Source organism: Streptomyces zaehneri (assembly GCF_032248645.1).
Taxonomy (GTDB): Bacteria; Actinomycetota; Actinomycetes; order Streptomycetales; family Streptomycetaceae; genus Streptomyces; species Streptomyces coriariae.
In genome coordinates, this window is the sequence record NZ_JASTTJ010000010.1 from 23,179 (window position 1) to 46,735 (window position 23,557).

Annotated in this window: 20 protein-coding genes and 1 pseudogene; 14 read left to right on the plus strand and 7 right to left on the minus strand. The window is 72.5% G+C overall.

Features of this window, described 5'->3' with window-relative positions; translation table 11 throughout:
* The 7 genes from QQM72_RS18180 to QQM72_RS18210 all read left to right on the plus strand — a co-directional run bounded on the left by QQM72_RS18180 (position 1) and on the right by QQM72_RS18210 (position 7,004).
* On the plus strand, positions 1 to 1,080 hold the full coding sequence (locus QQM72_RS18180; protein WP_314221925.1) for a helix-turn-helix transcriptional regulator: 1,080 nt from the start codon (positions 1 to 3) through the stop codon (positions 1,078 to 1,080).
* Positions 1,077 to 1,367 carry a hypothetical protein gene (locus QQM72_RS18185; RefSeq protein ID WP_314221926.1) on the plus strand — a complete coding sequence of 97 codons (291 nt, stop codon included), beginning with the start codon at positions 1,077 to 1,079 and terminating at the stop codon, positions 1,365 to 1,367. Before QQM72_RS18180 ends, QQM72_RS18185 begins: the two co-directional genes overlap by 4 nt.
* Positions 1,368 to 1,387: 20 nt before the next feature.
* Positions 1,388 to 1,582 (plus strand): hypothetical protein, encoded by a 195-nt coding sequence (locus tag QQM72_RS18190; RefSeq protein WP_314221927.1) that lies wholly within the window; start codon positions 1,388 to 1,390, stop codon positions 1,580 to 1,582.
* A 283-nt stretch (positions 1,583 to 1,865) separates the two neighbouring features.
* Positions 1,866 to 2,153 (plus strand): Sec-independent protein translocase subunit TatA, encoded by a 288-nt coding sequence (tatA, locus tag QQM72_RS18195; protein ID WP_314221928.1) that lies wholly within the window; start codon positions 1,866 to 1,868, stop codon positions 2,151 to 2,153.
* 47 nt (positions 2,154 to 2,200) lie between these two features.
* A complete protein-coding gene (tatC, locus tag QQM72_RS18200; protein WP_314221929.1) occupies positions 2,201 to 3,160 on the plus strand; it encodes a twin-arginine translocase subunit TatC in 960 nt (319 codons plus the stop codon).
* Between the two features lie 31 nt (positions 3,161 to 3,191).
* Positions 3,192 to 4,082, plus strand: a complete 891-nt coding sequence (locus QQM72_RS18205) for a diacylglycerol kinase (RefSeq protein WP_314221930.1) — start codon at positions 3,192 to 3,194, stop codon at positions 4,080 to 4,082.
* A gap of 63 nt (positions 4,083 to 4,145) precedes the next feature.
* Positions 4,146 to 7,004 (plus strand): DEAD/DEAH box helicase, encoded by a 2,859-nt coding sequence (locus QQM72_RS18210; RefSeq protein WP_314221931.1) that lies wholly within the window; start codon positions 4,146 to 4,148, stop codon positions 7,002 to 7,004.
* A gap of 93 nt (positions 7,005 to 7,097) precedes the next feature.
* Here QQM72_RS18210 and atzF read toward each other — a convergent pair whose 3' ends face one another.
* Genes atzF through QQM72_RS18230 form a run of 4 tightly spaced genes read right to left on the minus strand, consistent with a single transcriptional unit; the run spans position 7,098 to position 13,736 of the window.
* Positions 7,098 to 8,759, minus strand: a complete 1,662-nt coding sequence (gene atzF / locus QQM72_RS18215) for an allophanate hydrolase (protein ID WP_314221932.1) — start codon at positions 8,757 to 8,759, stop codon at positions 7,098 to 7,100.
* Positions 8,760 to 8,794: 35 nt separating this feature from the next.
* On the minus strand, positions 8,795 to 12,307 hold the full coding sequence (locus tag QQM72_RS18220) for a 5-oxoprolinase/urea amidolyase family protein (RefSeq protein WP_314221933.1): 3,513 nt from the start codon (positions 12,305 to 12,307) through the stop codon (positions 8,795 to 8,797).
* Positions 12,304 to 12,912, minus strand: coding sequence for an urea amidolyase associated protein UAAP2 (locus QQM72_RS18225; RefSeq protein ID WP_314221934.1), 609 nt, complete (start codon positions 12,910 to 12,912; stop codon positions 12,304 to 12,306). Before QQM72_RS18225 ends, QQM72_RS18220 begins: the two co-directional genes overlap by 4 nt.
* Positions 12,909 to 13,736, minus strand: a complete 828-nt coding sequence (locus QQM72_RS18230; RefSeq protein ID WP_314221935.1) for an urea amidolyase associated protein UAAP1 — start codon at positions 13,734 to 13,736, stop codon at positions 12,909 to 12,911. The genes QQM72_RS18225 and QQM72_RS18230 overlap by 4 nt, the downstream gene beginning before the upstream one ends.
* Before the next feature lie 170 nt (positions 13,737 to 13,906).
* Here QQM72_RS18230 and QQM72_RS18235 point away from each other — a divergent pair, with 170 nt between their 5' ends.
* From QQM72_RS18235 to QQM72_RS18260, 6 genes are all read left to right on the plus strand, one after another.
* On the plus strand, positions 13,907 to 14,533 hold the full coding sequence (locus QQM72_RS18235) for a TetR/AcrR family transcriptional regulator (RefSeq protein ID WP_314221936.1): 627 nt from the start codon (positions 13,907 to 13,909) through the stop codon (positions 14,531 to 14,533).
* Positions 14,534 to 14,812: 279 nt separating this feature from the next.
* Positions 14,813 to 16,441, plus strand: a complete 1,629-nt coding sequence (locus QQM72_RS18240; RefSeq protein ID WP_314221937.1) for a sensor histidine kinase — start codon at positions 14,813 to 14,815, stop codon at positions 16,439 to 16,441.
* A complete protein-coding gene (locus QQM72_RS18245) occupies positions 16,438 to 16,845 on the plus strand; it encodes a roadblock/LC7 domain-containing protein (RefSeq protein ID WP_314221938.1) in 408 nt (135 codons plus the stop codon). Before QQM72_RS18240 ends, QQM72_RS18245 begins: the two co-directional genes overlap by 4 nt.
* Complete coding sequence (locus QQM72_RS18250; protein ID WP_314221939.1) at positions 16,842 to 17,279, plus strand: DUF742 domain-containing protein; 438 nt, start codon at positions 16,842 to 16,844, stop codon at positions 17,277 to 17,279. Before QQM72_RS18245 ends, QQM72_RS18250 begins: the two co-directional genes overlap by 4 nt.
* Positions 17,260 to 17,880, plus strand: coding sequence for a GTP-binding protein (locus QQM72_RS18255; protein WP_314221940.1), 621 nt, complete (start codon positions 17,260 to 17,262; stop codon positions 17,878 to 17,880). The genes QQM72_RS18250 and QQM72_RS18255 overlap by 20 nt, the downstream gene beginning before the upstream one ends.
* A gap of 58 nt (positions 17,881 to 17,938) precedes the next feature.
* Entirely contained in the window at positions 17,939 to 19,459 is a 1,521-nt protein-coding gene (locus QQM72_RS18260) for a cytochrome P450 (RefSeq protein WP_314221941.1), read from the plus strand.
* Here the strand turns inward: QQM72_RS18260 and QQM72_RS18265 are convergent.
* Both QQM72_RS18265 and QQM72_RS18270 read right to left on the minus strand, forming a co-directional pair.
* Entirely contained in the window at positions 19,453 to 20,424 is a 972-nt protein-coding gene (locus QQM72_RS18265) for an RluA family pseudouridine synthase (protein WP_314221942.1), read from the minus strand. The two genes, QQM72_RS18260 and QQM72_RS18265, sit on opposite strands and share 7 nt — an antisense overlap.
* Before the next feature lie 315 nt (positions 20,425 to 20,739).
* Positions 20,740 to 22,296, minus strand: a complete 1,557-nt coding sequence (locus tag QQM72_RS18270) for an amino acid permease (protein ID WP_314221943.1) — start codon at positions 22,294 to 22,296, stop codon at positions 20,740 to 20,742.
* A gap of 162 nt (positions 22,297 to 22,458) precedes the next feature.
* Between QQM72_RS18270 and QQM72_RS18275 the strand changes: the two are divergent.
* A pseudogene (locus tag QQM72_RS18275) lies at positions 22,459 to 22,617 on the plus strand (ABC transporter permease); the annotation flags it as partial.
* Positions 22,618 to 22,691: 74 nt separating this feature from the next.
* On the opposite strand, the gene QQM72_RS18280 reads toward QQM72_RS18275, so the two are convergent.
* Positions 22,692 to 23,537, minus strand: a complete 846-nt coding sequence (locus QQM72_RS18280) for a siderophore-interacting protein (RefSeq protein WP_314221944.1) — start codon at positions 23,535 to 23,537, stop codon at positions 22,692 to 22,694.
* Between the last annotated feature and the right edge of the window lie 20 nt (positions 23,538 to 23,557).

Genomic DNA, 23,557 nt, shown 5'->3' on the forward strand with positions numbered 1-23,557 from the left:
GTGGCAGGCAAACCGGTCAGGCCGACGAACGCCATCGACCAGACGCGGCGGATGCTTTCCCTGGTGACGTATCTCAGGGAGCGCCCCGGCGCGCGGATCGAGGACGTGGCGCGCGCGTTCGGGATCACCGAGGACGAACTGGTCTCGGACCTCGACGTGCTGCCGATGTGCGGCACCAGCTTCCGCGGCGGCGATCTCCTCGACATCGACACCGACGGTGAGCGCATCTGGTGGCACAACCCGGCCGCGCTCGGCGCGGAGGCCGCCGAACCGCTGCGGCTGGCCGCCGACGAGGCGACCGCGCTGCTGGTGGCGGCCCGGGCGGTGTCCACGCTGCCCGGCCTGCGCGAGGGCGACCGGCAGGCGCTGCTGCGGGCGACCGCCAAGGTGGAGGCCGCGGCCGGGGAGGCGGCGGGCGCGAGCGCGCGGCTGTCGGTGACGTTCGAGTCCGAGGGCGGGGTCTTCGCGGACGTCGACCGGGCGATCTCCGAGCGGCGCCGGCTGTGGATCCGTTACTACTCGCCCGCGCGAGACCAGGTCACCGAGCGCGAGATCGACCCCATCCGGCTGGTCAGCGTCGGGCACACCTACGTGGAGGCCTGGTGCCGCCGCTCCGAGGCGCGCCGCACCTTCCGGCTGGACCGGGTCGCCGAGATCAAGATCCTCGACGAGCCGTCCGCACCGCCCGAGATCGAGCTCCGGGACCTGTCGGAGGGGCTCGTGCAGCCGGCCGCCGAGGACCCGGAGGTCGTCGTCGAGGTCGGCCCGGGGGGCCGCTGGGTCGCCGAGTACTACCCGCACGACAGCGCCGATGAGCTTCCCGACGGCGGACTGCGTATTACCCTGCGCACGCCCGAACCCGCCTCGCTCAGGCGGCTGGCGCTGCGGCTCGGCCGGGACGGCCGGATCGTGTCGCCGCCGGAGCTCGCCGACAGCGCCCGCCGGGCCGCCCGTGAGGCGCTGGCGGCGTACGACGGGATCGAGGCGCCGGGCGCGGCCGAGGGGCCGCACGCGGTGCACGGTGAGCAGCCGGGACAGCCCGGCGGGAGTCGGTCCGAGGGGCGGGAGCAGGGGCTTTGAGCGAGTCGACGGCGGCCGGTGTGCGGGGCGTCTCGGTGGCCTCTGCGTTCGCCGGCATGCGGAGTGCGGGTCCGGTGCGCTTCCGGGCCGGGTGCCCCGACTGCCGGGGTGCCTTCGAGCTGGCGGCGAGTGCCCTGCTGCTGGCGATCGGCGCGTCGAGCCGGACCACCTTCTACTCGTTCACCTGCCCCGACTGCGGTGCCGCCGTGCGCAAGCCGGCCGGCGAGCGGATCGTCGAACTGCTCACCGGCGGCGGGGTCAGGACCCTGCGGCTGCACACCCTCTAGGACGGTCTAGGCTCGGCTCCATGTTCTGGCCGATGTTCGCGGTTGCCATGGGTTTCGCCGGTCTCGCCGTCCTCGCGGTGTTCGCCGTACGGGTCTTCTCGGAGGCGCGGCTGCTGGGACGGCAGGTCACGGAGTCCGCGCGCCGGATCGACCGGGCGGCCCAGGATCTGGAACGGGCGGCCGCGAGCGCGGCCCGCGCTGTGGACACGCTGTGACGGCCGCTGTGGCGACCCTCGGGCAGTGCTGTGGGCGTCCTGTGAGTCCTGCGGCCAATGCGTTTTGGGCCACTTCGCCCTCCCGCCCCGGTAGGCGGGACAGGTACGCTGCTGGTCGCGGCTCGGAGAACGAGGCCCGGACCGCGGACCGGGAGTACGCACAGGGATTGCCTCACGTTTACCCCTGAGCGTTACGATCGCTGTCAACACGACCGTTCGGACAGGTGTCCGACCGGTCGGACGGCAACCCACCCCCGCAGCCTCGGTGAGAAGGTAAAGACTTATGTTCGGAAGGCTCGGCGCCCCCGAGATCATTCTCATCCTCGTCGTCGTCATCCTGCTGTTCGGCGCCAAGAAGCTTCCCGACATGGCGCGCTCGCTCGGCAAGTCCGCTCGCATTCTCAAGAGCGAGGCGAAGGCGATGAAGGAAGACGGCGGCAGCACGACCACCGCGGCCGGCCCGCCCAACGACGGCGAGCAGCCCCCGGCTCAGCGCACCATCCAGGCCTCTCCCGGCGACGTGACCAGCTCCCGTCCGGTCACCGAGCCGACGGACACGACCAAGCGCTGACGCAGGGCCGGTGACCTCCGGCCCGCCGCACGAGATGGGAACGTGGGTTGCTGAAGCCTGCCCGCAAACAGGAGAAGGACCCCGAGGGGCGGATGCCCCTCGCGGATCATCTTCGTGAGCTCCGCAACCGGCTCGCGAAGGCGATGCTGGCCATCGTCGTCGTGACGGTCGTAGCCGCCTTCTTCTACAACGACATCATCAACTTCCTCACCAAGCCGATCCTCGACTCGGTCGGCTGCGGGAAGACTTTCGAAGAGATCGCGGGCCAGCTCAAGTCGGGCGATGCCACCAACAAGTGCGCGAGCATCACGATCAACGGTCTCCTCGCGCCCTTCACGCTCGCCCTTCAGGTCTCCCTGATGGCCGGGATCGTCTTCGCCTCGCCGGTCTGGCTCTACCAGCTGTGGGCCTTCATCGCCCCCGGCCTGCACAACCACGAGCGCAAGTACGCCTACGCCTTCGTCGGCATGGGCGCCCCGCTCTTCATCGGCGGCGGCTACTTCGCCTACCGGGTGCTGCCGACCACCGCGAAGGTGCTGATCGACTTCACCCCGGGCGGCGTGAGCAACCTGCTGCCGCTGGACGACCTGCTTCAGCTCGTCACGCGCATGGTGGTCGTCTTCGGCCTCTCCTTCGAGCTGCCGCTGCTGCTGGTCTTCCTCAACCTCACCGGCATGGTCACCGGCAAGCGCATGCTCGGCTGGTGGCGGGCGATGATCATCGGCATCACGGTGTTCGCCGCCGTCGCCACGCCCAGCACCGACCCCATCTCGATGCTGGCGCTCGCCGGACCGATCTGGATCCTGTACTTCGGCGCCACCGCCTTCTCCCTGTTGAACGACCGGCGCAGGCGCCGCCGCGACGCCCTCGGGCCCGCCGACGACGAGGCCTCCGAGCTGGACCTGCGTCCCGAGGCCATCGGCGAGGTCGAGTCGGTGACCGCGAGCCGCGCGCTGCCGGAGCAGTCGACCACGGAGCGGGTGAACGGTTATGACGACGTGACCTGACGGGTGCCGGAGAGCTCCTAAGGTCATCCCCGTGACCAGCGAGATCACCCTCTTCGTCAATCCCGCGGCGGGCCGCGGCCGGGGCGCTCACGCAGCGCGGCCGGCCGCTTCCGCGTTGCGGGCGGCCGGCTACACGGTGCGCACGGTCCTCGGCGTGGACGCCGGGGACGCCCTCGTACGCGCGCGTGCCGCGGTCGCCGACGGCACCGGCGCCCTGATCGCCGTCGGCGGCGACGGGCTGGCCCACCTCGCGCTCCAGGCCGTCGCCGGCACCCGCACCCCGCTCGGCCTGGTCGCCGCCGGTACCGGCAACGACTTCGCCCGCGCCCTCGGCCTGCCCGTCCGCGATCCGGCGGCCGCGGCCCGGCTGGTGGCCGACGCCCTCAAAGGCGCCCGGATCCGCGACATCGACCTCGGCCGGGTCGGCGACCGCTGGTTCGGCACCGTCCTCGCCTCCGGCTTCGACTCCCGGGTCAACGACCGGGGCAACCGCATGCGATGGCCCGTCGGGCGCGCCAGGTACGACCTCGCGATGCTGGTGGAACTGGCCGCGTTCCGCCCGTTCCCGTACCGGATCACCCTCGACGACGGAGCCGTCCGGGAGGTCGAGGCCACCCTCGTCGCCGTCGGCAACGGATCCTCCTACGGCGGCGGCATGCGGATCTGCCCCGGCGCCGACCTCACCGACGGCCTGTTCGACGTCACGGTCGTCGGGGACTGCCGCCGGACGACGCTGCTGCGGGTGTTCCCGAAGGTGTACCGGGGGACGCACGTCGACCATCCGAAGGTCACCGTGCTCCGGGCGGCGAAGGTCGAGATCGCCGCGGCGGGCGTCTCGGGCTACGCGGACGGGGAGCGGCTCGGGGAGCTGCCGCTCACCGCGCGGTGCGTGCCGGGCGCGGTGCGGCTCATCGGCCCCTGAAACGGGCCGCCCGTGCGCCCGTGAGCTGGGCGTACCGAGGTTTGGCAAGACCGGATCCGGATAATGATCGTCCTGTTGTCAGTGCGGCCCGGTACGCTCGAAAGCACGATGACAGAGGATCTCTCACCGGCCGAGCGGTACGCGGCAGCACGCAAGCGCGCTGTCGAGCAGGCCACTTCGCTCGCGTCCTTCCGCGAGATGTACGACTTCGGTCTCGACCCCTTCCAGATCGAGGCCTGCCGGGCACTCGAGGCGGGCAAGGGCGTCCTGGTGGCCGCCCCCACCGGCTCGGGCAAGACGATCGTGGGCGAGTTCGCCGTCCACCTCGCCCTCCAGCAGGGCAAGAAGTGCTTCTACACGACGCCCATCAAGGCGCTGTCGAACCAGAAGTACTCCGACCTGTGCCGGCGCTACGGCAGCGAGAAGGTGGGCCTGCTCACCGGCGACAACAGCGTCAACTCCGAGGCCCCGGTGGTCGTGATGACCACCGAGGTGCTGCGGAACATGCTGTACGCCGGCTCGCAGACCCTCCTCGGCCTCGGGTACGTGGTGATGGACGAGGTGCACTACCTCTCCGACCGCTTCCGGGGCGCCGTGTGGGAAGAGGTGATCATCCACCTCCCCGAGTCGGTCACGCTGGTCTCGCTGTCGGCGACCGTGTCCAACGCCGAGGAGTTCGGCGACTGGCTGGACACCGTGCGCGGCGACACCGAGGTGATCGTCTCCGAGCACCGGCCCGTGCCGCTGTTCCAGCACGTGCTCGCCGGGCGGCGGATGTACGACCTGTTCGAGGAGGGCGAGGGCCAGCGCAGAGCCGTCAACCCCGACCTCACCCGGCTGGCCCGCATGGAGGCGAGCCGGCCCTCGTACCAGGACCGCAGGCGTGGCCGGAACATGCGCGAGGCCGACCGTGAGCGGGAGCGCAGGCAGCGGTCGCGGGTGTGGACACCGGCACGGCCGGAGGTCATCGAGCGGCTCGACGCCGCCGGGCTGCTGCCCGCCATCACCTTCATCTTCAGCCGTGCCGCCTGCGAGGCCGCCGTCCAGCAGTGCCTGCATGCCGGGCTGCGGCTGAACGACGAGGAGGCGCGCGGCGAGGTCCGCGCCCTGGTCGAGGAGCGCACGGCCGCCATTCCCCACGAGGACCTGCACGTCCTCGGCTACTACGAGTGGCTGGAGGGGCTGGAGCGCGGCATCGCCGCCCACCACGCGGGCATGCTGCCGACCTTCAAGGAGGTCGTCGAGGAGCTGTTCGTGCGTGGCCTGGTCAAGGCCGTCTTCGCGACCGAGACGCTCGCCCTCGGCATCAACATGCCCGCCCGCTCGGTGGTGCTGGAGAAGCTCGTCAAGTGGAACGGCGAGCAGCACGCCGACATCACTCCCGGCGAGTACACGCAGCTCACCGGCCGCGCGGGCCGACGGGGCATCGACGTCGAGGGGCACGCCGTCGTGCTCTGGCAGCGCGCGATGAGCCCCGAGCACCTCGCCGGGCTCGCGGGCACCCGCACGTACCCGCTGCGCTCCAGCTTCAAGCCGTCGTACAACATGGCGGTCAACCTGGTGGAGCAGTTCGGGCGGCACCGCTCGCGCGAGCTGCTGGAGACCTCGTTCGCGCAGTTCCAGGCGGACCGGTCGGTGGTCGGCATCTCCCGGCAGGTGCAGCGCAACGAGGAGGGGCTGGAGGGCTACAAGGCCTCCATGACCTGCCACCTGGGCGATTTCGACGAGTACGCGCGACTGCGCCGCGACCTCAAGGACCGTGAGACCGAACTGGCCAAGCAGGGCGCGAGCCAGCGGCGCGTCGAGGCCGCCGTGGCGCTGGAGAAGCTCAAGCCGGGGGATGTCATCCACGTGCCCACCGGCAAGTACGCCGGACTGGCGCTGGTGCTCGACCCGGGCCTGCCCGCCGGCCGGGCCAACGGCCATCGCGGCTTCGAGCAGCACGACGGGCCGCGTCCGCTGGTCCTCACCTCCGAGCGCCAGGTCAAGCGGCTGGCCTCGATGGACTTCCCGGTGCCGGTCGAGGCGCTGGACCGGATGCGGATCCCGAAGTCGTTCAACCCGCGCTCGCCGCAGTCCCGTCGCGATCTCGCCTCCGCGCTGCGCACCAAGGCCGGGCACATCCCGCCGGAGCGGGCCCGCAAGCAGCGCTCGCAGGCCGCCGACGACCGGGAGATCGCCCGGCTGCGCACCGAGATCCGCGCGCACCCCTGCCACGGTTGCTCCGACCGTGAGGACCACGCCCGCTGGGCCGAGCGCTACCACCGGCTGCTGCGGGACACCTCGCAGCTGGAGCGTCGTATCGAGGGACGCACCAACACGATCGCCCGCACGTTCGACCGGATCGTGGCGCTCCTGACCGAGCTCGACTACCTGCGGGGCAACGAGGTCACCGAGCACGGCAAGCGGCTCGCCCGGCTCTACGGCGAGCTCGATCTGCTCGCGAGCGAATGCCTGCGCGCGGGCGTGTGGGAGGGACTGGCCCCCGCCGAACTGGCCGCCTGTGTCTCGGCGTTGGTCTACGAATCGCGGGCCGGGGACGACGCCATGGCGCCGAAGCTGCCCTCGGGCAAGGCGAAGGCCGCGCTCGGCGAGATGGTGCGCATCTGGGGCCGGCTGGACGCCCTGGAGGAGGACTTCCGGATCAGCCAGACCGAAGGCGTGGGGCAGCGCGAGCCCGATCTCGGCTTCGCCTGGTCGGCCTATATGTGGGCCTCCGGGAAGGGCCTCGACGAGGTGCTGCGCGAGGCGGAGATGCCCGCCGGTGACTTCGTGCGCTGGTGCAAGCAGGTCATCGACGTGCTGGGGCAGATCGCGGCGGCGGCGCCCGCCTCCGCCGGGGGCTCGACGGTGGCGAAGAACGCCCGCAAGGCGGTCGACGAGCTGCTGCGGGGGGTTGTCGCCTACTCGTCGGTGGGGTGATGCCGCCCGGCGGGCGCGGATGACGCGTGGTCGGTCGTGGCCGCGCGGCGGGGCCGCATGGCGTTGCGGCCCGGCGCTTCTCACCGGCCCGCCTCAGCTCCGGTCGAGATACGCCCGCCAGCCGCCGTGTGCCGTGATGTCCGTCGCGTCGCCGAGGGCGCCCGGTTCGCACAGGAAGCCGGGGACCAGGGTGCCGTCGGCGAGTTCGACGCTGCCCAGGGTCATCGGGCGGGGGAGCGCGGCGAGCAGGTTGCCGAGACCCTCCGCCGGGAGACGCCAGATCTCCACCTCGATCGCGGCGCCGCCCTCGCCCTCGCCCACGTGCACGAGACCCGGTTTGGGCGGGGCCGTGCGCAGGGCGTGCAGGCGGTAGACGGGGGACGTCGTGGTCGTACGGTCCAGCACCGCGCCCAGGGACAGCAACTGGAGGTTGAGGGGCTGGCCGGTCAGATGGGCGCCCGCCACCGCCACGTGCGCCTCGGGGCGCAGCAGGTCCGCGATCCGGGCCAGCCGGTCGTCCGTGAAGGCCGGGCCGACCAGCATCACGCCGAAGGGCAGGCCGTTCACCTCGCCGCCCGGCACGGCCGCCGCCGCCAGGTCGAAGAGGTTGGTGGAGTTGGTGAAGCGGCCCAGGCGGGCGTTGGCGCCCAGCGGGTCGGCGGCGACCTCGGCGAGGGTGGGATGGCCGGGGGCGGTGGGCAGCAACAGGGCGTCGGAGTCGGCCAGTTCGGCCAGGGCACGGGTGCGCAGGGCCGTCAGGTGCTCGGTGTCCGTGTAGAGCCGGTGGGCCGGGATGTCCCGGGCCCTGGTGATGATGCCCGCGACCGTCGGGTCCAGACCCTCACCGCCCTCCGCGGTCAGCTTGTCGACGAACGCACCCACGGCGGTGTAGCGCTCGGCGACGAACGCGCCCTCGTAGAGCATCGCGGCGGCCTCGGTGAACGGGGTGAGGTCGATGCTGCGGATCTCGGCCCCGGCCGCCCCGAGCCGCCGTACCGCCGACTCGTAGGCCGCCGCCCAGCCCTGGTCCAGCTCGCCCAGCTGGTCGAGGGGCGGGACCGCGATCCGCCAGGGCCCGGGGGCGCGGGCGGGGAGCGAGGGGAGGGCGCGGCCGGCCGGCGACGCCATGTGGGCCAGGGCCCGTTCCGCCTCGGGGAGCGTGCGGGCGAAGACCGTCACACAGTCGATCGAGGCGCAGGCCGGGACGACGCCCTCGGTGGGGACCAGTCCGCGGGTGGGCTTGAGGCCGACGATGCCGTTGAAGGCGGCCGGGACCCGCCCCGAACCCGCCGTGTCCGTTCCCAGGGCGAGGTCGGCGATGCCGAGGGCCACCGCGACGGCCGAACCGGAGCTGGAGCCGCCGCTCACCCGCGACGGGTCGACGGCGCCCCGCACCGCGCCGTGCGGGGAGCGGGTGCCGACCAGGCCGGTCGCGAACTGGTCCAGGTTGGTGGTGCCCAGCACCAGCGCGCCGGCCGCGCGGAGCCGGGCGACGACCGGGGCGTCGGCGGCGGGCCGGTAGGCGTAGGCCGGGCAGCCGGCGGTGGTGGGCAGTCCCGCCACGTCGATGTTTCCCTTGACGGCGAGCAGCCGGCCGGCGAGCGGGAGACGCTCACCGTGCGCCAGCCGTTCGTCGAGCGTGCGGGCCTCCGCCTCGACGTCCGCCCGCGGCCGCAGGTCGATCCAGATCTCCGGGCGGTCCGTGGCCTCGATGCGGGCGTAGGCGGCGCGGACGCGGGACACAGTCGTGGACATGCGTGCTCCTTGCATGGTGTCGGCCGTTCGGCCGGTCAGCTCGCGGCCGGGGCCAGGACGAGCAGTGCCGTCCCCGCCTCGACCTGGTCGCCGGGGCGGGCCAGGACCTGTGCCACCACGCCGTCGACCGGCGCGTGCACCCTGGACTCCATCTTCATCGCCTCCAGGGCGAGCAGCGGCTGCCCCGCCGTCACCTCGTCGCCCGGCGACACGTTCAGCTGCCAGACGGAGGCGGCGAACTCGGCCTCGACCAGGTGGCCGCCCGGTGGTACCGCCACCTCGGCCGGGGGAGCGGCCGGCGCCTCGGCGGCCGCGGCCCGCGCGAACTCGCCGGCCGCCTCCCAGGCGTCCCGCTCGGCCGTGAACGCGCTCTGCTGGCGGGACCTGAACTCCGCTATGGGGCCGGCGTTCTCGGTGAGGAAGGCCTGGTACTCGGCGAGCGAGAAGGTGCCCTCCTCGACGCGTGGCACGAAGCGACCCGAGATGATGTCGGCCCGCAGTTCGAGGAGTTCGTCCGCGTCGACCGGATACCAGCGGATCCGGTCGAAGAAGCGCAGCAGCCAGGGCGAGCCCGGATCGAACGCGCCGCGCTGCTGCCAGGGCGACCACACCTGGGTCGTGCGGCCGACGAACTGGTAGCCGCCGGGCCCCTCCATGCCGTAGACGCAGAGGTACGCGCCGCCGATGCCCACCGAGTTCTCGGCCGTCCAGGTGCGCGCGGGGTTGTACTTCGTCGTGACCAGACGGTGGCGCGGGTCGAGCGGGGTGGCTACCGGGGCGCCGAGGTAGACGTCTCCGAGGCCCAGGACCAGGTACTCCGCGGCGAACACCGTGTCGTAGACGTCGGCCACCGCGTCCAGGCCGTTGACCCGGCGGATGAACTCGATGTTCCAGGGGCACCAGGGGGCGTCGTCGCGGACGCCCGCCATGTAGCGGGCGATGGCCTCGCGGGTCGCGGGGTCGTCCCAGGACAGCGGGAGGTGCACGGTGCGGGAGGGGACGACCAGTTCGTCCGAGGGGGGCAGGGCGGCCGTCATCTTCCGCACCACCGACAGGAGTTCACGCTGGGGGAGGCGGCCGGGGTCCGTGCGGATCTGCAGGGAGCGGATGCCCGGGGTGAGATCGGCGACGCCGGCCAGGTCCGCCGCGGCCACCGCCTCCATCAGCGCGTGGACCCGCATGCGCAGCGCCAGGTCCAGCTGGAGCGGTCCGAACTCGACCAGCAGGTTGTCGTCGCCGCTGCGCCGGTAGGTCACGTCGCCGTCCCGGGCCAGCACGCCCCCGTCGACGATCGCGGGGCGCGGCGCGCCGTCCCCGGTGACCGGCGCGAAGCGGACCGTGTCGCCCGGGCGCAGCTGGCCCAGCTTCCAGCGCTCGGAGCTGAGCACCGTCGCCGGGCACACGAACCCGCCGAGCGACGGGCCGTCCGGACCGAGCAGGACCGGCATGTCGCCGGTGTAGTCGACGGCGCCCACGGAGTAGGGGGTGTCGTGGATGTTGGACGGGTGCAGACCCGCCTCGCCGCCGTCGGTGCGTGCCCAGCGCGGCTTGGGCCCGACCAGGCGCACACCGGTGCGGGCCGAGTTGAAGTGGACCTTCCAGTCGGCGGCGTAGAAGTCGCGGATGTCGTCCTCGGTGAAGAACTCCGGTGCCGCGTGCGGGCCTTCGACGGCGCCGAGGTGCCAGACCGGGGCGAACTCCGGGCGGTCCGGGACGGGCACGGCGGTGCCCTCGACGACCGTCCCGCCGTGCAGGACGTCACCCGTGCGCAGCGTCCGCCCGCCGTGGCCGCCGAACCGGCCCAGCGTGAACGTGCTCGCGCTGCCCAGGAAGGCGGGGACGTCCAGGCCGCCCGCGAACAGGACGTAGGTCCGCAGTCCGTGCTCGACGGGCGCGCCGATCTCCAGCAGGGCCCCGGCCGGTACGGTCACCGGTTCCCATCGCGCCACCGCCGTGCCGTCCACGGTGACCGGGGCCGGCGCGCCCGTCACGCACACCGTGGTGGCGTGGGTGAAGCGCAGGGCGGGGCCCTGGAGGGTGCACTCCAGGCCCGGGGCGCCCTCGGGGTTGCCGAGCGCCCGGTTGCCGAGGCGGAACGAGCGGTCGTCCATCGGGCCGGACGGCGGGACGCCGACCTGCCAGTGGCCGGTGCGGCCGGGCCAGTCCTGCACGGTGGTGAGGGTGCCGCCGGAGACGACCTCGACGCGGGGGGTCGGGTCGGTGACGGTGGCGAGGGTCGCAGTCGAGTGGGCCGCCGTCACGAACCGGGAGTCCGCCAGCGCCGCCCGGACCAGCCCGAGGTTCGTCTCGATGCCGTCGACGCGGGTCCGGGCCAGCGCCTCGTCCAGGCGTCGCAGTGCGTGCTCCCGGTCCGGGCCGTACGCGATCACCTTCGCGAGCATCGGGTCGTACGACGTCGTCACCTCGGTGCCCGTCTCCACCCAGCCGTCGACGCGCACGCCCTGCGGGAACTCGACCCGGGTCAGCAGGCCGGCGCTGGGCCGGTGGTTGTGGCTGGGGTCCTCCGCGTAGAGGCGTGCCTCGACGGCGTGGCCGCGGGGCGGGCCCGGGTCGCGCACGACGTCCCGCTCGCCGCGTGCCAGGCGCAGCATCCAGGCGACCAGGTCGACGCCGTGGATCTCCTCGGTGACGGGATGTTCCACCTGGAGGCGGGTGTTGACCTCCAGGAAGTACGCCTCCTCGCGGGCCGCGTCGTAGACGAACTCGACGGTGCCCGCGGACCGGTAGCCGACCGAAGCGCACAAGTCACGTGCGTTCGAAGCGAGTTGCTCTCGGACGCGCGGGGGAAGGCCGGGCGCCGGGGCCTCTTCCACGACCTTCTGGTTGCGGCGCTGGAGGGAGCAGTCCCGGTCGCCGAGGACGACGACCTTTCCCGCGCCGTCGCCGAAGACCTGCACCTCGACGTGGCGGGCGTGCTCCACGAGCCGTTCCAGGAAGACGCCGGCCGAGGAGAAGGACGCGGCGGCGACACGCTGGACGCGCTCCCAGGCGTCGGTCAGTTCGGCGGCCGAGCGACAGGCCGACATGCCGATCCCGCCGCCACCGCCGGTGGCCTTGAGCATGACCGGGTAGCCGACGAGCCGGGCCTGCTCCAGCGCCTCGGGCAGGTCCGCCAGCAGTCCGGTGCCGGGGGCGAGCGGCACTCCGGCCGCCTGAGCCGCGGCCCGCGCGGTGTGCTTGGCGCCGAACAGCTCCAGCTGCTCCGGCGTCGGTCCCACGAACTCGATCCCGGCGTCGGCGCAGCGGCGGGCGAAGGCCGCGTCCTCGGAGAGGAAGCCGTAGCCCGGGTGGATCGCGCCCGCGCCGGTGTCCTTGGCCGCGGCCAGGACCAGGTCGGCGTCGAGGTACGACTCCTTCGCGGGGGCCGGGCCGAGCCGTACGGCCTGGTCGGCGAGCCGGACGTGGGCGGCCGAGCGGTCGGCGTCGGAGTACACCGCCACCGTCCGCAGGCCGAGTTCGCGGGCCGTGCGGATGACGCGGACGGCGATCTCGCCCCGGTTGGCGACCAGCAGCGTGTCGAAGGTCATGCGGTGGCCGCCTCGTCGATGGTCATCCGCACCGCCGTCGGCTCGAAGCCGTTGCAGGGGTTGTTGGTCTGGGGGCAGTTGGAGACCAGTACGAGGACGTCCCGTTCGGCGCGCAGCGTGAGCGAGAGGCCCGGCGCGGAGAGACCGTCGACGATGCCGAGGGTGCCGTCCTTCTCGACGGGCACGTTCATGTACCAGTTGATGTTGGAGACCAGGTCCCGCTTGCCGAGGCCGTGCCGGGCGCCCTCGGCGAGGAAGTTGTCCACACACGCGTGCTGCGCGTACGTGTGGTGGCCGTAGCGCAGGGTGTTGGACTCCTTGGAGCAGGCGCCGCCGACGGTGTCGTGGCGGCCCACGCCGTCGGCCGTCACCGTCATCAGCGGAGTGTGCTCGTTGGACATCAGCACACTGCCCGTGGTGAGGAAGATGCCGCCCTGGGCGTGGATCGTGTCGGGCGCGCTGTAGCGCACGGAGGTGTCGTGGGCGTCGTACACGAGGAAGTCGACGGCCTGGTTGCCGTGCAGGTCGGTGATGGTCAGCGTCTCGCCCTCGCGGACGACCGACGACCAGGAGGCGCGGGCCGCCACCACTGTCTGCGTGCTCATGCGAGCCCCCTCGCGGTCAGGAATTCGGCGGTGTTGAGGAAGGCGCGGCGGCCTTCGGGAGTGGCGTCCCACAGCGGGTCGCCGGGGCGGGTGGCCGCCGCCCGCCAGGCGAGGACCTCCAGCGGGGTGCTGACGTACCTCGGCCGGGGGTCGGCCGGGTGCGGCACGTTGGCGATCAGGACCGTCACGTCCTGCTCGACGCGCAGGGTGACGCTGCCTCCCGGACCCGCCGAGCCGGTGAAGTCGAGCGTGCCGTCGTCGTGGACCCGCACCCCCTGGAAGAAGGAGAGCGAGGGCGGCAGGTCGCGGGGCTCCAGGCCGTTCTTCGCGGCGGCCAGCTTGAACAGCTCCCGGCCGGCCGGGGAGGCGGACTGCGGGCTGCCGTCGCCGTAGCGCTCGGTGTTGCGTACGAGGGTGGAGGTGCCGCACAGGGCGTCGTGCCGGCCGGCGGTGTCGGCGACGACCGAGGCGAGGACGCGGCCCTGGTCGGACAGGAGCAGCACGCCCTCGCCGAGGTAGGCGTTCCACTGGACCTTGACCGTGTCGGCGACGTTGAGCCGCTCCCAGGGCCGGCCGTCCACGTGGAGGAGCAGATGGGCGCAGGCGTCGCCGTGCGGGTCGGTCAGGCGCAGCTCGGTGCCGCGCGCGAGGACCCGGTGGGTGTAGTTGCCGCCCGCGACCGTCTCGGCCCACACCAGGTGGCCCGCCTCGCAGGGCGGGTCCTGCCAGTCCCGGGCCGGGACGACCGGCATGGCCTCGGCGCGGGCGCCCTCCTGCGCCCGGGCGTGGGCGCGTGCTCCGTATGTGGTCGCTGTCGCCGCCATTGCGGACCTCCGCAGCTCGGTTCCGTCGCTGTCGCGGTATTTCTGTCGCCCGACAGAAATTAGGCGCGGGGCGGGTCGCCGCCGTTGCCCTCCGGTTGCGGGGCGGTTACCGACTCCTCACCGGGCCGTCCGAAGATCGCCGTCCGGCACCGTGTGCGAGGATCGAAGGCATGGGGACGAGCAGCGGACGTCGAGTGGGCCGCCCGCGGGCCGCGCAGCGCCCGGACAGCGGGCTCACGCCGCGCGCCGAACTGCTCGTGGCCGCCGCGGAGTTGTTCACCACGCGCGGCTACGCCGCCACCACCACCCGGGCCGTCGCCGAACGCGCGGGAATGCGCCAGGCCTCCATGTACCACTACGTCTCCGGCAAGGAGGAACTGCTCTCCGCGCTGCTGGAGTCGACGGTCACCCCCTCCTTGACCTACGCCCGTGAGCTGCTCACGGACGACGGCCGGACGGCCGAGGGCCGGCTGTGGGAGCTGTGCCGGACCGACGTCGAGCTGCTGTGCGGCGGCTCGCACAACCTCGGCGGTCTCTACCTGCTGCCGGAGGTGCGCACCGAGCGGTTCGCCGGCTTCCATGCCGTGCGGGCCGAACTCAAGGACGCCTACCGCCAGTTGATCGCCGCCACGGCGGCGGGCGGCGCGCTCGCGAAGAGCGCGCTGGATCTCCGCACCGACCTGGTCTTCGGTCTCATCGAGGGTGTCATCCTCGTGCACCGCTCGGATCCCGACCGCTCGGTCTCGGAGTTCGCCCGCGCCACCGCCGACGCGGCGCTGCGTATCGCGGGGAACTGAACACCGCCCGTGCCTCTCGCGGGTGCTCGTCTCATCCGTCCCGGTGAACCGTTCCGCACGCCCGTACGAAGTCACGCACGGTGTTCGAACGAATTCCGTGCGTGTAAATGGACTGAGGTTACTCCACGTGCGGAAGTGGTTTCAGGCGGTTGTGGAATATGACACGGCGATGATCCGGTCGGACTAAGCTCGCCCGCGGCGCACCGAGTTGAGGCGTATTCGTGCGCTTGTTCCCAAACTTCCCGAAGATGCCGACAGATCCCTACAGAGGGTGCCCACATGGTGAGTGTTCAGTCCCCACCCGGTCGCCGAGAACTTCCCTACGCGCGCGTGCTGTTGCTGCCGGCGATACTGATGGCCGCGGCGACCGGAGCCGCCGTCGCCCTGGTGGCGACGCAGGCCCGGCTCGCCGTGGGCGTCTGCGGAGCGGTCGCCACCGTCCTGGTGATCGCGGCGGGAGCCGAGACGGTGCGCCGTGGGCGGTGCCTGCGGGAGCTGCGCGCGGAGCGGGACCAGAGCGTCGCGTACCTGGAACGGCGCGTGGCCGGCCACGCGGAGGAGAACCGCCGCCTCGCCACGGAGTTCGTGCCCAACGCGGTGGAGTGGTTGCGGGCCGGAAATTCCCCCAGGGAGGTGATGCGCGACTTCAGCGCGGGTGATCCCGACTTCCGAGCCCTCGACGACGCGCAGCGCGCCGTGATCAGGAAGATCCTCGACATCGTCGACCACGAGGAGTCCCTGCGCGACTCGGCCCAGCGCTCCTTCGTCAGCATCGCCCGCCGGGTGCAGGCCATCGTCCACCAGCAGTCCGCGGAACTGCGGGAGATGGAGGAGGACCACGGCCGTAACCCCGAGGTCTTCGACGATCTGCTGCGCATCGACCACGGCACCTCGCTGATCGGCCGCCTCGCCGACTCCATCGGCGTGCTCGGCGGCGGCCGGCCCGGCCGCAACTGGCCCCAGCCGGTCCCGCTGTACAGCGTGCTGCGCGGCGCCATGTCCCGGATCCTGGATTACCGCCGCATCCAGCTGGACTCCATCGCCAAGGTGAACATCCGCGGCCTGTCCGTGGAGCCGCTCATCCACGCGCTCGCGGAACTCCTCGACAACGCCACCCGCTACTCGCCCCCGACCAGCAAGGTGCACGTCAACGCCGTCGAGGTGCAGACCGGCATCGCCATCGAGATCGAGGACGCCGGTGTCAGCCTCAGCGAAGAGGCCCGCGCCAAGGCCGAACGCATGCTGGAGCAGGCCAAGGCGGGCGTCGACATCCAGGACGTGGGCGGGACCCCGCGCCTGGGCCTCGCGGTCGTCGGCCGTCTGTGCACGTCGTTCAACCTCGAGGTCTCGCTGCGCACCTCGGCCTACGGCGGCGTCCGTGCCGTCCTCATCGTGCCGAGCGAGATGCAGACCTCCGACCCCGCCCCCGGCTTCGCGCACGGCATCGGAGCCACCGCGGTACCGCAGATCGACCTGAGCCAGATCGGCGAGGGCCCCAAGCGTCCGCCCAAGAAGCGCCGCCCCACCAACGCGCGTATCCCGGCCGGAGTCTCCCTGACCGACGACGAGGTGCCCGAGGTCACCGAGTGGACCGACCAGGGGCTGCCGCAGCGCCGCAGCAAGACCACGATCCCGATCACCCAGCGCTACGCCGAGGCGTACGCCGCCCAGGAGGCCGAGCGCCTCGGCCAGCCCGACCCGTTCGCACAGCGCCGGCCGGAGCCCGAGCCGGAGCCCCAGAAGAAGCGGGAGCCCGGCCTGGCCTTCGAGGCCTTCTGGGAGGGCCTGGTCAAGGCGGCCCCGCCCGGCGTGCACCCCACCGACTTCACCCGCAATCCCACCGCATACCTGCACCTGATCGAAGACAAGGCCAAGCCCGAGGCCGACGATGAAGGGGACCTCACGTGATCCAGCAGCGCCAAAACTTCGACTGGCTGCTCAAGGAGCTCTACGACGGGGTTCCGGGCATCGAGATGATCGTGGTCCTGTCGGCCGACGGACTGCGCATCGCCCGCTACGCCGGTGACCCCGACGCCGCCGACCGGGTCGCCGCCGCCTGCGCGGGCCTCCAGAGCCTGGCCGCCGCGGTCGGCCAGGAGATCCACTCGAGCACCGGCGAGATGGACATGGTCGTCATCGATCTGAGCGGCGGCTACTTCTACATGATGTCGGCCGGCGCCAACGCCTACCTCGCCGTCCTCGCCGACGTGCGCTGCGAAGCCAGTCGGATGAGCGGCATGATGCGCGACCTCGTGGTCCGCATCGGCGCCCATCTGACCAGTCCGCCCCGGCGCAACGGGCACGGCGTATGACTCCTCCGCAACGCCGCCGGCGACAACCCCTGCCACCGCCGCCACCGCTGCCCCCGCCCCCGCCCCTGCGGAACGACCCGAAGGACTCGAAGGAGGGGACGGAGGGAGAGGGCAAGAACCCCGAGCGGCTCTACATCATCACGGGCGCGGACGGTGAGCGCGCACCCGTCGACCTCGTCACGTTGGTCGTGGCGCGTGCCGAACCGCCCTCGTCGGCCACCCCGGAGCAGACGGCGGTGCTGCGGATGTGCGCCGCCCCGCTGTCCGTGGCCGAGATCTCGGCCTATCTCGGCCTGCCGTTCAGCGTGGTGACGGTGCTGCTCACCGAGATGCTGGCGGCCGAACTCGTACAGGCGCGCGCCCCCATCGTCCGGCAGCAGCTCCCCGACCGTTCCCTTCTCGAAGCGGTGATGCATGGACTTCAACGGCTCTGACACGATCCCCGGCCCACGGGTCGAGGACCATCTGCCGCACACCACCACGGCCGCGGCGAAGATCGTCATCGTGGGCGGCTTCGGCGTCGGCAAGACCACCATGGTCGGCTCCGTCAGCGAGATCAGGCCGCTGACCACCGAGGAGACCATGACCCAGGCGGGCATCGGGGTCGACGACAACTACGGCTCCGAGACCAAGACCGCCACCACCGTCGCCATGGACTTCGGCCGGATCCGCATCACCGAGCAGGTCGTGCTCTACCTCTTCGGCACGCCCGGCCAGGAACGCTTCTGGTTCCTGTGGAACGGACTGTTCGAGGGCGCGCTCGGCGCGGTCGTCCTGGTCGACACCCGCCGTCTCGAGGTCAGCTTCGAGGTCATGGGCCGGCTCGAGGAGGGCGGCGTGCCCTTCGTCGTCGCCGTCAACACCTTCCCCGACGGGCCCCGTTACCCCATCGACGACCTGCGCGCGGCCCTCGACCTGCCGCCCGAGATCCCGATCGTGGAGTGCGACGTGCGCCGCCGCGCCTCCAGCCGCGACGTCCTGATGACCCTCATGCGCTTCCTGCACTCCCTGGCCCTGACCCGCAGCCTCACCTGACCCGTACGGCACCACTTCCCCCACCACCGGATTCAGCACAGTTTCGGAGCGACCCCCTGTGACTCCCGAACACCCCACCCCGACCGGCCCGCGCGACCTCGCCCTGGACCCGCCGCCCGGCTGCCCCGCGCACGTCCGGGGACCCGGCGGACTGGCCCGCCTCTACGGCCCCGGCGCGGAGGACCTCAACGAGCTGTACGAGCGGCTGCGCGAGGAACACGGCCCCGTGGCGCCGGTCCTGCTCCACGACGACCTGCCCATGTGGATGGTCCTCGGGCACGCCGAGAACCTGCGCCTGGTGCGCACCCCCTCGCAGTTCACCAAGGACAGCCGCATCTGGTCGCAGATGCTGGACGGCAGGGTCAGGCCCGACCACCCGCTCATGCCGCACATGGCCTGGCAGCCCATCTGCGCCCACGCCGAGGGCGACGAGCACAAGCGGCTGCGGGGCGCGGTCACCGCCGCCATGGCCACCATCGACGACCGCAGCGTGCGCCGCTACATCAACCGCTCCAGCCAGCGCCTGGTCAACCGCTTCTGCGAGGAGGGCCGGGCCGACCTGGTCGGCGACTTCGCCGAGCACCTGCCGATGGCCGTGATGTGCCATGTCCTCGGCATGCCCGACGAGTACAACGACAAGATGGTGCACGCCGCCCGTGACGCGCTCAAGGGCACCGAGACCGCGGTCGCCAGCCACGAGTACGTCGTGCAGGCGCTCGCCCGGCTCACCACCCGCCGCCGTGCCGACCCCGAGGACGACTTCACCAGCCACCTCGTCACCCACCCGGCAGGACTCACCGACGACGAGGTCCGTGAGCATCTGCGCCTGGTGCTCTTCGCGGCCTACGAGGCCACCGTCAACCTGCTCTCCAACGCGCTGCGCATGGTCCTCACCGACCCGCGCTTCCTCGCCCAGCTCAACGGCGGCCAGATGACGGTGGCGGAGGCGGTCGAGCAGTCCCTGTGGGACGAGCCCCCCTTCAGCACCATCTTCGGCTACTTCGCCAAGCAGGACACGGAGTTGGGCGGTCAGCGGATCCGCCGGGGCGACGGTCTCTTCTTCGCGCCCGCGCCCGGCAACGTGGACCCCCGGGTGCGCCCCGACCTGTCGGCCCACATGCAGGGCAACCGCTCCCATCTCGCCTTCGGCAGCGGTCCGCACGAGTGCCCCGGCCAGGACATCGGCCGGGCCATCGCCGACGTCGGCGTCGACGCCCTGCTGATGCGGCTGCCGGACGTGCAACTCGACTGCGAAGAGGACGAGTTGCGGTGGACGATGTCGATCGCCTCGCGGCACCTGGTGGAGCTGCCGGTCCGGTTCGAGCCGAAGGACCAGCAGGACGTCAAGCACAAGCCGAGCCACGCCCCGATCCCGCCGCAGCGCCTCACACGGCCGGTGATCACGGCGCCGCGGCCCGCGCCGACGCCCGCCCCCGAACCGCCGGCCGCACCGGCGCCCGCGCCGCGTTCGGTGACGCAGTCCGCGCCGCAGTCCGCGCCGCCCGTCCCTCAGGCGGCGGGGCCGGTCCGCGGGCCCAGCGCGTGGCGGCGCTTCCTGTCCTGGTGGCGTGGCTACTGAGCGGCGCCCGCCGACGCGGCGGCGGCCCAGCCGTCCGGCGACGTCCAGGCCTCGAGCACCCGGCCGCTGCGCAGCCGGTGCTCCGTCCCCGTGACCGGATCGGTGAACTCCAGCTCCCGCGCGAGCAGTTGCAGCGGGCGCCGGAAGTCGCCGGCCGGCACGGGGGCGGCCACCTCGGGGTAGAGCGGATCGCCGAGGATGGGCACGCCGAGGGAGTTCATGTGGACGCGCAGCTGATGGGTCTGCCCGGTGGCGGGCAGCAGCCGGTACCGGCCGAGTCCCCGCGCACCGTGCTCGACGAGCTCGACGCGGCTCACGGCGTTCGGCTCGCCCGCCACCTCGTAGGCGGCCAGGATCCCGCGCTCCTTGACGATCCGGCTGCGCACGGTCCGGGGCAGGGTGAGCTCCGGGGCGTACGGCGCGACGGCCTCGTACACCTTGCGCACCAGGCGGTCGCGGAACAGCGACTGGTAGGCCCCGCGCTCCTCGGGGCGCACGGTGAACAGCACGAGTCCGGCGGTGAGCCGGTCGAGCCGGTGCGCGGCGCCGAGCGCGGGGATGTCCAGCTCCCGCCGCAGCCGGGCCAGCGCGCTTTCGGTGACATGGCTGCCGCGCGGGGTGGTGGCCAGGAAGTGCGGCTTGTCGACGACGACGATGTGCTCGTCGCGGTGCACGATCTCCAGCGGGAACGGCACGGGCACCTCGGGCGGCAGCTCGCGGTGGTACCAGACGAACATCCCCGGTACGTAGGCCGCGCCCGGCGCCACCGGCCGCCCGTCGGCGCCGACGACGAGCCCGGCCTCCAGCATCGCGTCCACGACCCCGGCGCGCGCCGCGCCCAGCCGCTCCACCAGGTGCTCCCGCACGGTGGCCCAGGTGCCCTCGCCGGGCAGCCGCACCCGCACCGGGTCGATCCCGTCGCGCTGCGGCAACGGGGAGGGCGGGGGCGGCGTACGGCGTCTCATCGGGTCAAGCCTACGGGCCGGACCCGATGCGCCTGTCGGCCTGTCGGCCTGGTGGGTGGGTCCGGCGGCCAGACCGGCGCGCATGCCCGTCCGAGCCGTACTCAGGAGCGCGTGGCCCGCGTGGGGTCGGTGGTCGGCTCTTCCTGCGGCGGGCCTGCCGGTCCGGCGGCGCCTGTCCGGTGGTCGGGCCGACGCGCGCATGGCTGCCCACGCGCGCGTCTGCCCGGCGTGTTCGTCTGCTCTGTGCGTCTGTGCGTCTGTGCGTCTGTGCGTCTGTGCGTCTGCCGGACGTCAGGCGCGCCGTGGCCGTCGGGGCTACGCGGCCGCCGTCTCCGGTGCTGCGGTGGCCGGGGCCGGTGATCGCCCGCGGTAGGTCCGGAAGGCCATGCCGGCCGCGAGTGTCGCGCCGAGGAACAGCACGGTGAACCACTGGAAGTACCAGTGGCCGCCCGCCGGGTCGTACACCGCCGCGCGCGGCCAGGCCAGGTTGACCGTCATCAGCAGGCCGTAGAGGAGCGCGATGGCGTTCACCGGGACGCCCCAGCGGCCCAGGGAGAACAGGCGGGCGCCCGTCTCGTCCGTGCCGGCCGAGGAGAACTGTCCGCGCAGCCGGCGCACCAGCAGCGGGCCGGTGGCCATCGCGTACGCCAGGTACAGCATCACGATGCAGGTCGTGCCGATGGCCAGGAAGGCGTCCGGTGAGGCGAAGTCGAGCAGCAGCAGGGCCGCCGCGAGGACGCCGACCACCAGCGCCGGGGCGCTCGGCATGCCGGTACGGGGGTTCACGCGCGCGAGGCGGCCGGAGAACGGGAGCTGTCCGTCGCGGGCCATGGAGAACAGCATCCGGCAGGCCGCCGTCTGGATGGCGAGCGTCGCCACCGCGATCGCGACCACCACGTCCGCCAGCAGCACCTTGCCGACCCCGTCGCCGAGGCTGCTGGTGAGGACGTAGCTGAGGCCGTCGACCCCGAGCCGTCCGTCGGTGAGGCTGGGGGCGGCGAGCAGCCCGCCCAGCACGATCAGCCCGCCCAGCAGGCCGGCCGCGCCGAGCGCGGTGAGGATCGTGCGGGGCGCGGTGCGCCGAGGATGGTGTGTCTCCTCGCTCATCTCGCCCGCGCTGTCGAAGCCGATCATCACGTACGCGGCCGTGAACGAACCGACGAGCAGCGCCCCGAACAGGCCGTTCTGCGCTGCCCCTTCGGTGTGGAAGGTGATGCTCGGAGTGCGTTCGGAGTGGGTGAGCAGCAGCACGACGATGAGTACCGCGCCGACGATCTCGGCGGTCACGCCGACCCGGTTGATCAGGGACATCACGCGGTTGTCGACGACGTTCACGAGCGTGGTGAGAGCCAGCAGGAGCACGCCGAGCAGCGCCGCGTTGGCCGCGCCGTCGGGGGAGGTGGGCGCCGGGTCGGTGCCGATCAGCTGGAAGCCCGACCAGATCGCGGGCAGGACCATCTGGAGCGCCAGCGCGGCCGCTGCGACCACGACGATCTGCCCGATCACCATGATCCAGCCGGCGAACCAGCCGAACGACGGCGTCGACAGCCGCGAGGACCACTGGTAGATCGCGCCCGAGATCGGGTAGCGCGCCGCCAGCTCCGCGAAGCACGCCGCGACCAGCAACTGACCGACCAGGACGACCGGCCAGGCCCAGAAGAAGACCGGGCCGCCGAAGGCGTACCCGAAGGCGAAGAACTGGAAGACGGTCGTCAGCACGGAGATGAAGGAGAACCCGGCGGCGAACGAGGCGTACCGGCCCAGGCTGCGGTGCAGCTCCTGGGCGTAGCCGAACTCGGCGAGGGAGCCGTCGCCCGCGTCGGGGGAGTGCGGCGGGTCGGGGCGTACGTCGGAAGGGGCTGTTGTCGTCACGGCGGAACCTGCCTTGGGCCCAGAGGGAACGTAATTCCTGTCGCGCGACAGAAATTAGGGACGCGCTGTTTCGTGCGCGTCACGCCGCCGTGTCCGGGGCGGGCCCAAGTCCTCACGCCCTCGCACACTCACCCGATCGCGTTACGTCGCGTCTATTGCCCCTGGCTGCGCAGGGTCTGGGCGATGGTCGCCGGCCGTTCGGTTTTGTCCGCCGATCCCGACGGGGGCGCGGTGTTCCCGCGCGGCGGGGCGCTTCTCGCGCTCGCGACTGCGGCCGTGTGGCTCTCGATCGGGACGTTCCGCTCGTACCGGCGGTCGGTGTGGTCGGAGGAAGGTGCGGCCCCACGGGGTCGCAGGGGCGGCCCGCGCCGCGATCGCGGGCCGCTTCCGTCAGGTCACGCGGCCGGTGCCGCGCCCTCCTGCTCCGCCTCCACGCGAGCGTTCCAGTCCCGCTTCGAGGCCTGCCAGCCGTCCTCGTTGTGGCCGAGGCGCCAGTAGCCGGAGATCGACAGGTCCTCGCGCGGGATCTGGAGCTCGACGCGCAGGACTTTGCGCAGCTCCTTCACGCAGGCGGCCTCGCCGTGCACGAACGCGTGCAGGCGGCCCTCCGGGAACTCCAGCGCCCGTACGGCCTCGACGAGCCGCTCGCCGACCGGCCGGTCGCCGCGGTGCAGCCAGACGATCTCCACGTCGGAGTCGACCTTCTGCTCCTCCTCGGGGCCCGACACCTCGACGAAGGCGTGGGCGACGCTGCCGGCGGGCAGCGACTCCAGGGCGGTGGCGATGGCCGGCAGTGCGCTCTCGTCGCCGGCCAGCAGATGCCAGTCGGCGGTGGTGTCGGGCGCGTAGGCGCCACCGGGGCCCATGAAGCGGACGGTCTCGCCCGGCTGGACGCGCGCCGCCCACGGCCCGGCCAGGCCCTCGTCGCCGTGGACCACGAAGTCCAGGGTCAGTTCGCGGAGTTCGGCGTCCCAGTTGCGCACGGTGTACGTGCGGGTCACCGGCCACTGCTCACGGGGGAACTCGGCGCGGATGCGTTCCAGGTCGAAAGGCTCGGGGTAGGTCACGCCCTCGGGACCGAAGAGCAGTTTGACGTAGTGGTCGGTGCAGGTGCCCGCGGTGAATTCGGCCAGGCCCTCGCCGCCGAGGACGACGCGCTGCATATGGGGGGTGAGCCGTTCGGTGCGGACGACCTGCGCGGAGTGGGGCTTCCGCGGCTTCCGTGCCGGACGTTCTGCCATGACGGCCTCCCATGTGGGTA

Excerpts from the sequence above, each read along its gene's own strand:
- QQM72_RS18190 (WP_314221927.1), top strand. The coding sequence starts at position 1,388 with ATGTTCTGGCCGATGTTCGCGGTTGCCATGGGTTTCGCCGGTCTCGCC.
- tatA (WP_314221928.1), top strand. The coding sequence starts at position 1,866 with ATGTTCGGAAGGCTCGGCGCCCCCGAGATCATTCTCATCCTCGTCGTC.
- QQM72_RS18210 (WP_314221931.1), top strand. The coding sequence starts at position 4,146 with ATGATCGTCCTGTTGTCAGTGCGGCCCGGTACGCTCGAAAGCACGATG.
- atzF (WP_314221932.1), bottom strand. The coding sequence starts at position 8,759 with ATGTCCACGACTGTGTCCCGCGTCCGCGCCGCCTACGCCCGCATCGAG.
- QQM72_RS18220 (WP_314221933.1), bottom strand. The coding sequence starts at position 12,307 with ATGACCTTCGACACGCTGCTGGTCGCCAACCGGGGCGAGATCGCCGTC.
- QQM72_RS18225 (WP_314221934.1), bottom strand. The coding sequence starts at position 12,912 with ATGAGCACGCAGACAGTGGTGGCGGCCCGCGCCTCCTGGTCGTCGGTC.
- QQM72_RS18230 (WP_314221935.1), bottom strand. The coding sequence starts at position 13,736 with ATGGCGGCGACAGCGACCACATACGGAGCACGCGCCCACGCCCGGGCG.
- QQM72_RS18235 (WP_314221936.1), top strand. The coding sequence starts at position 13,907 with ATGGGGACGAGCAGCGGACGTCGAGTGGGCCGCCCGCGGGCCGCGCAG.
- QQM72_RS18240 (WP_314221937.1), top strand. The coding sequence starts at position 14,813 with ATGGTGAGTGTTCAGTCCCCACCCGGTCGCCGAGAACTTCCCTACGCG.
- QQM72_RS18250 (WP_314221939.1), top strand. The coding sequence starts at position 16,842 with ATGACTCCTCCGCAACGCCGCCGGCGACAACCCCTGCCACCGCCGCCA.
- QQM72_RS18255 (WP_314221940.1), top strand. The coding sequence starts at position 17,260 with ATGGACTTCAACGGCTCTGACACGATCCCCGGCCCACGGGTCGAGGAC.
- QQM72_RS18265 (WP_314221942.1), bottom strand. The coding sequence starts at position 20,424 with ATGAGACGCCGTACGCCGCCCCCGCCCTCCCCGTTGCCGCAGCGCGAC.
- QQM72_RS18280 (WP_314221944.1), bottom strand. The coding sequence starts at position 23,537 with ATGGCAGAACGTCCGGCACGGAAGCCGCGGAAGCCCCACTCCGCGCAG.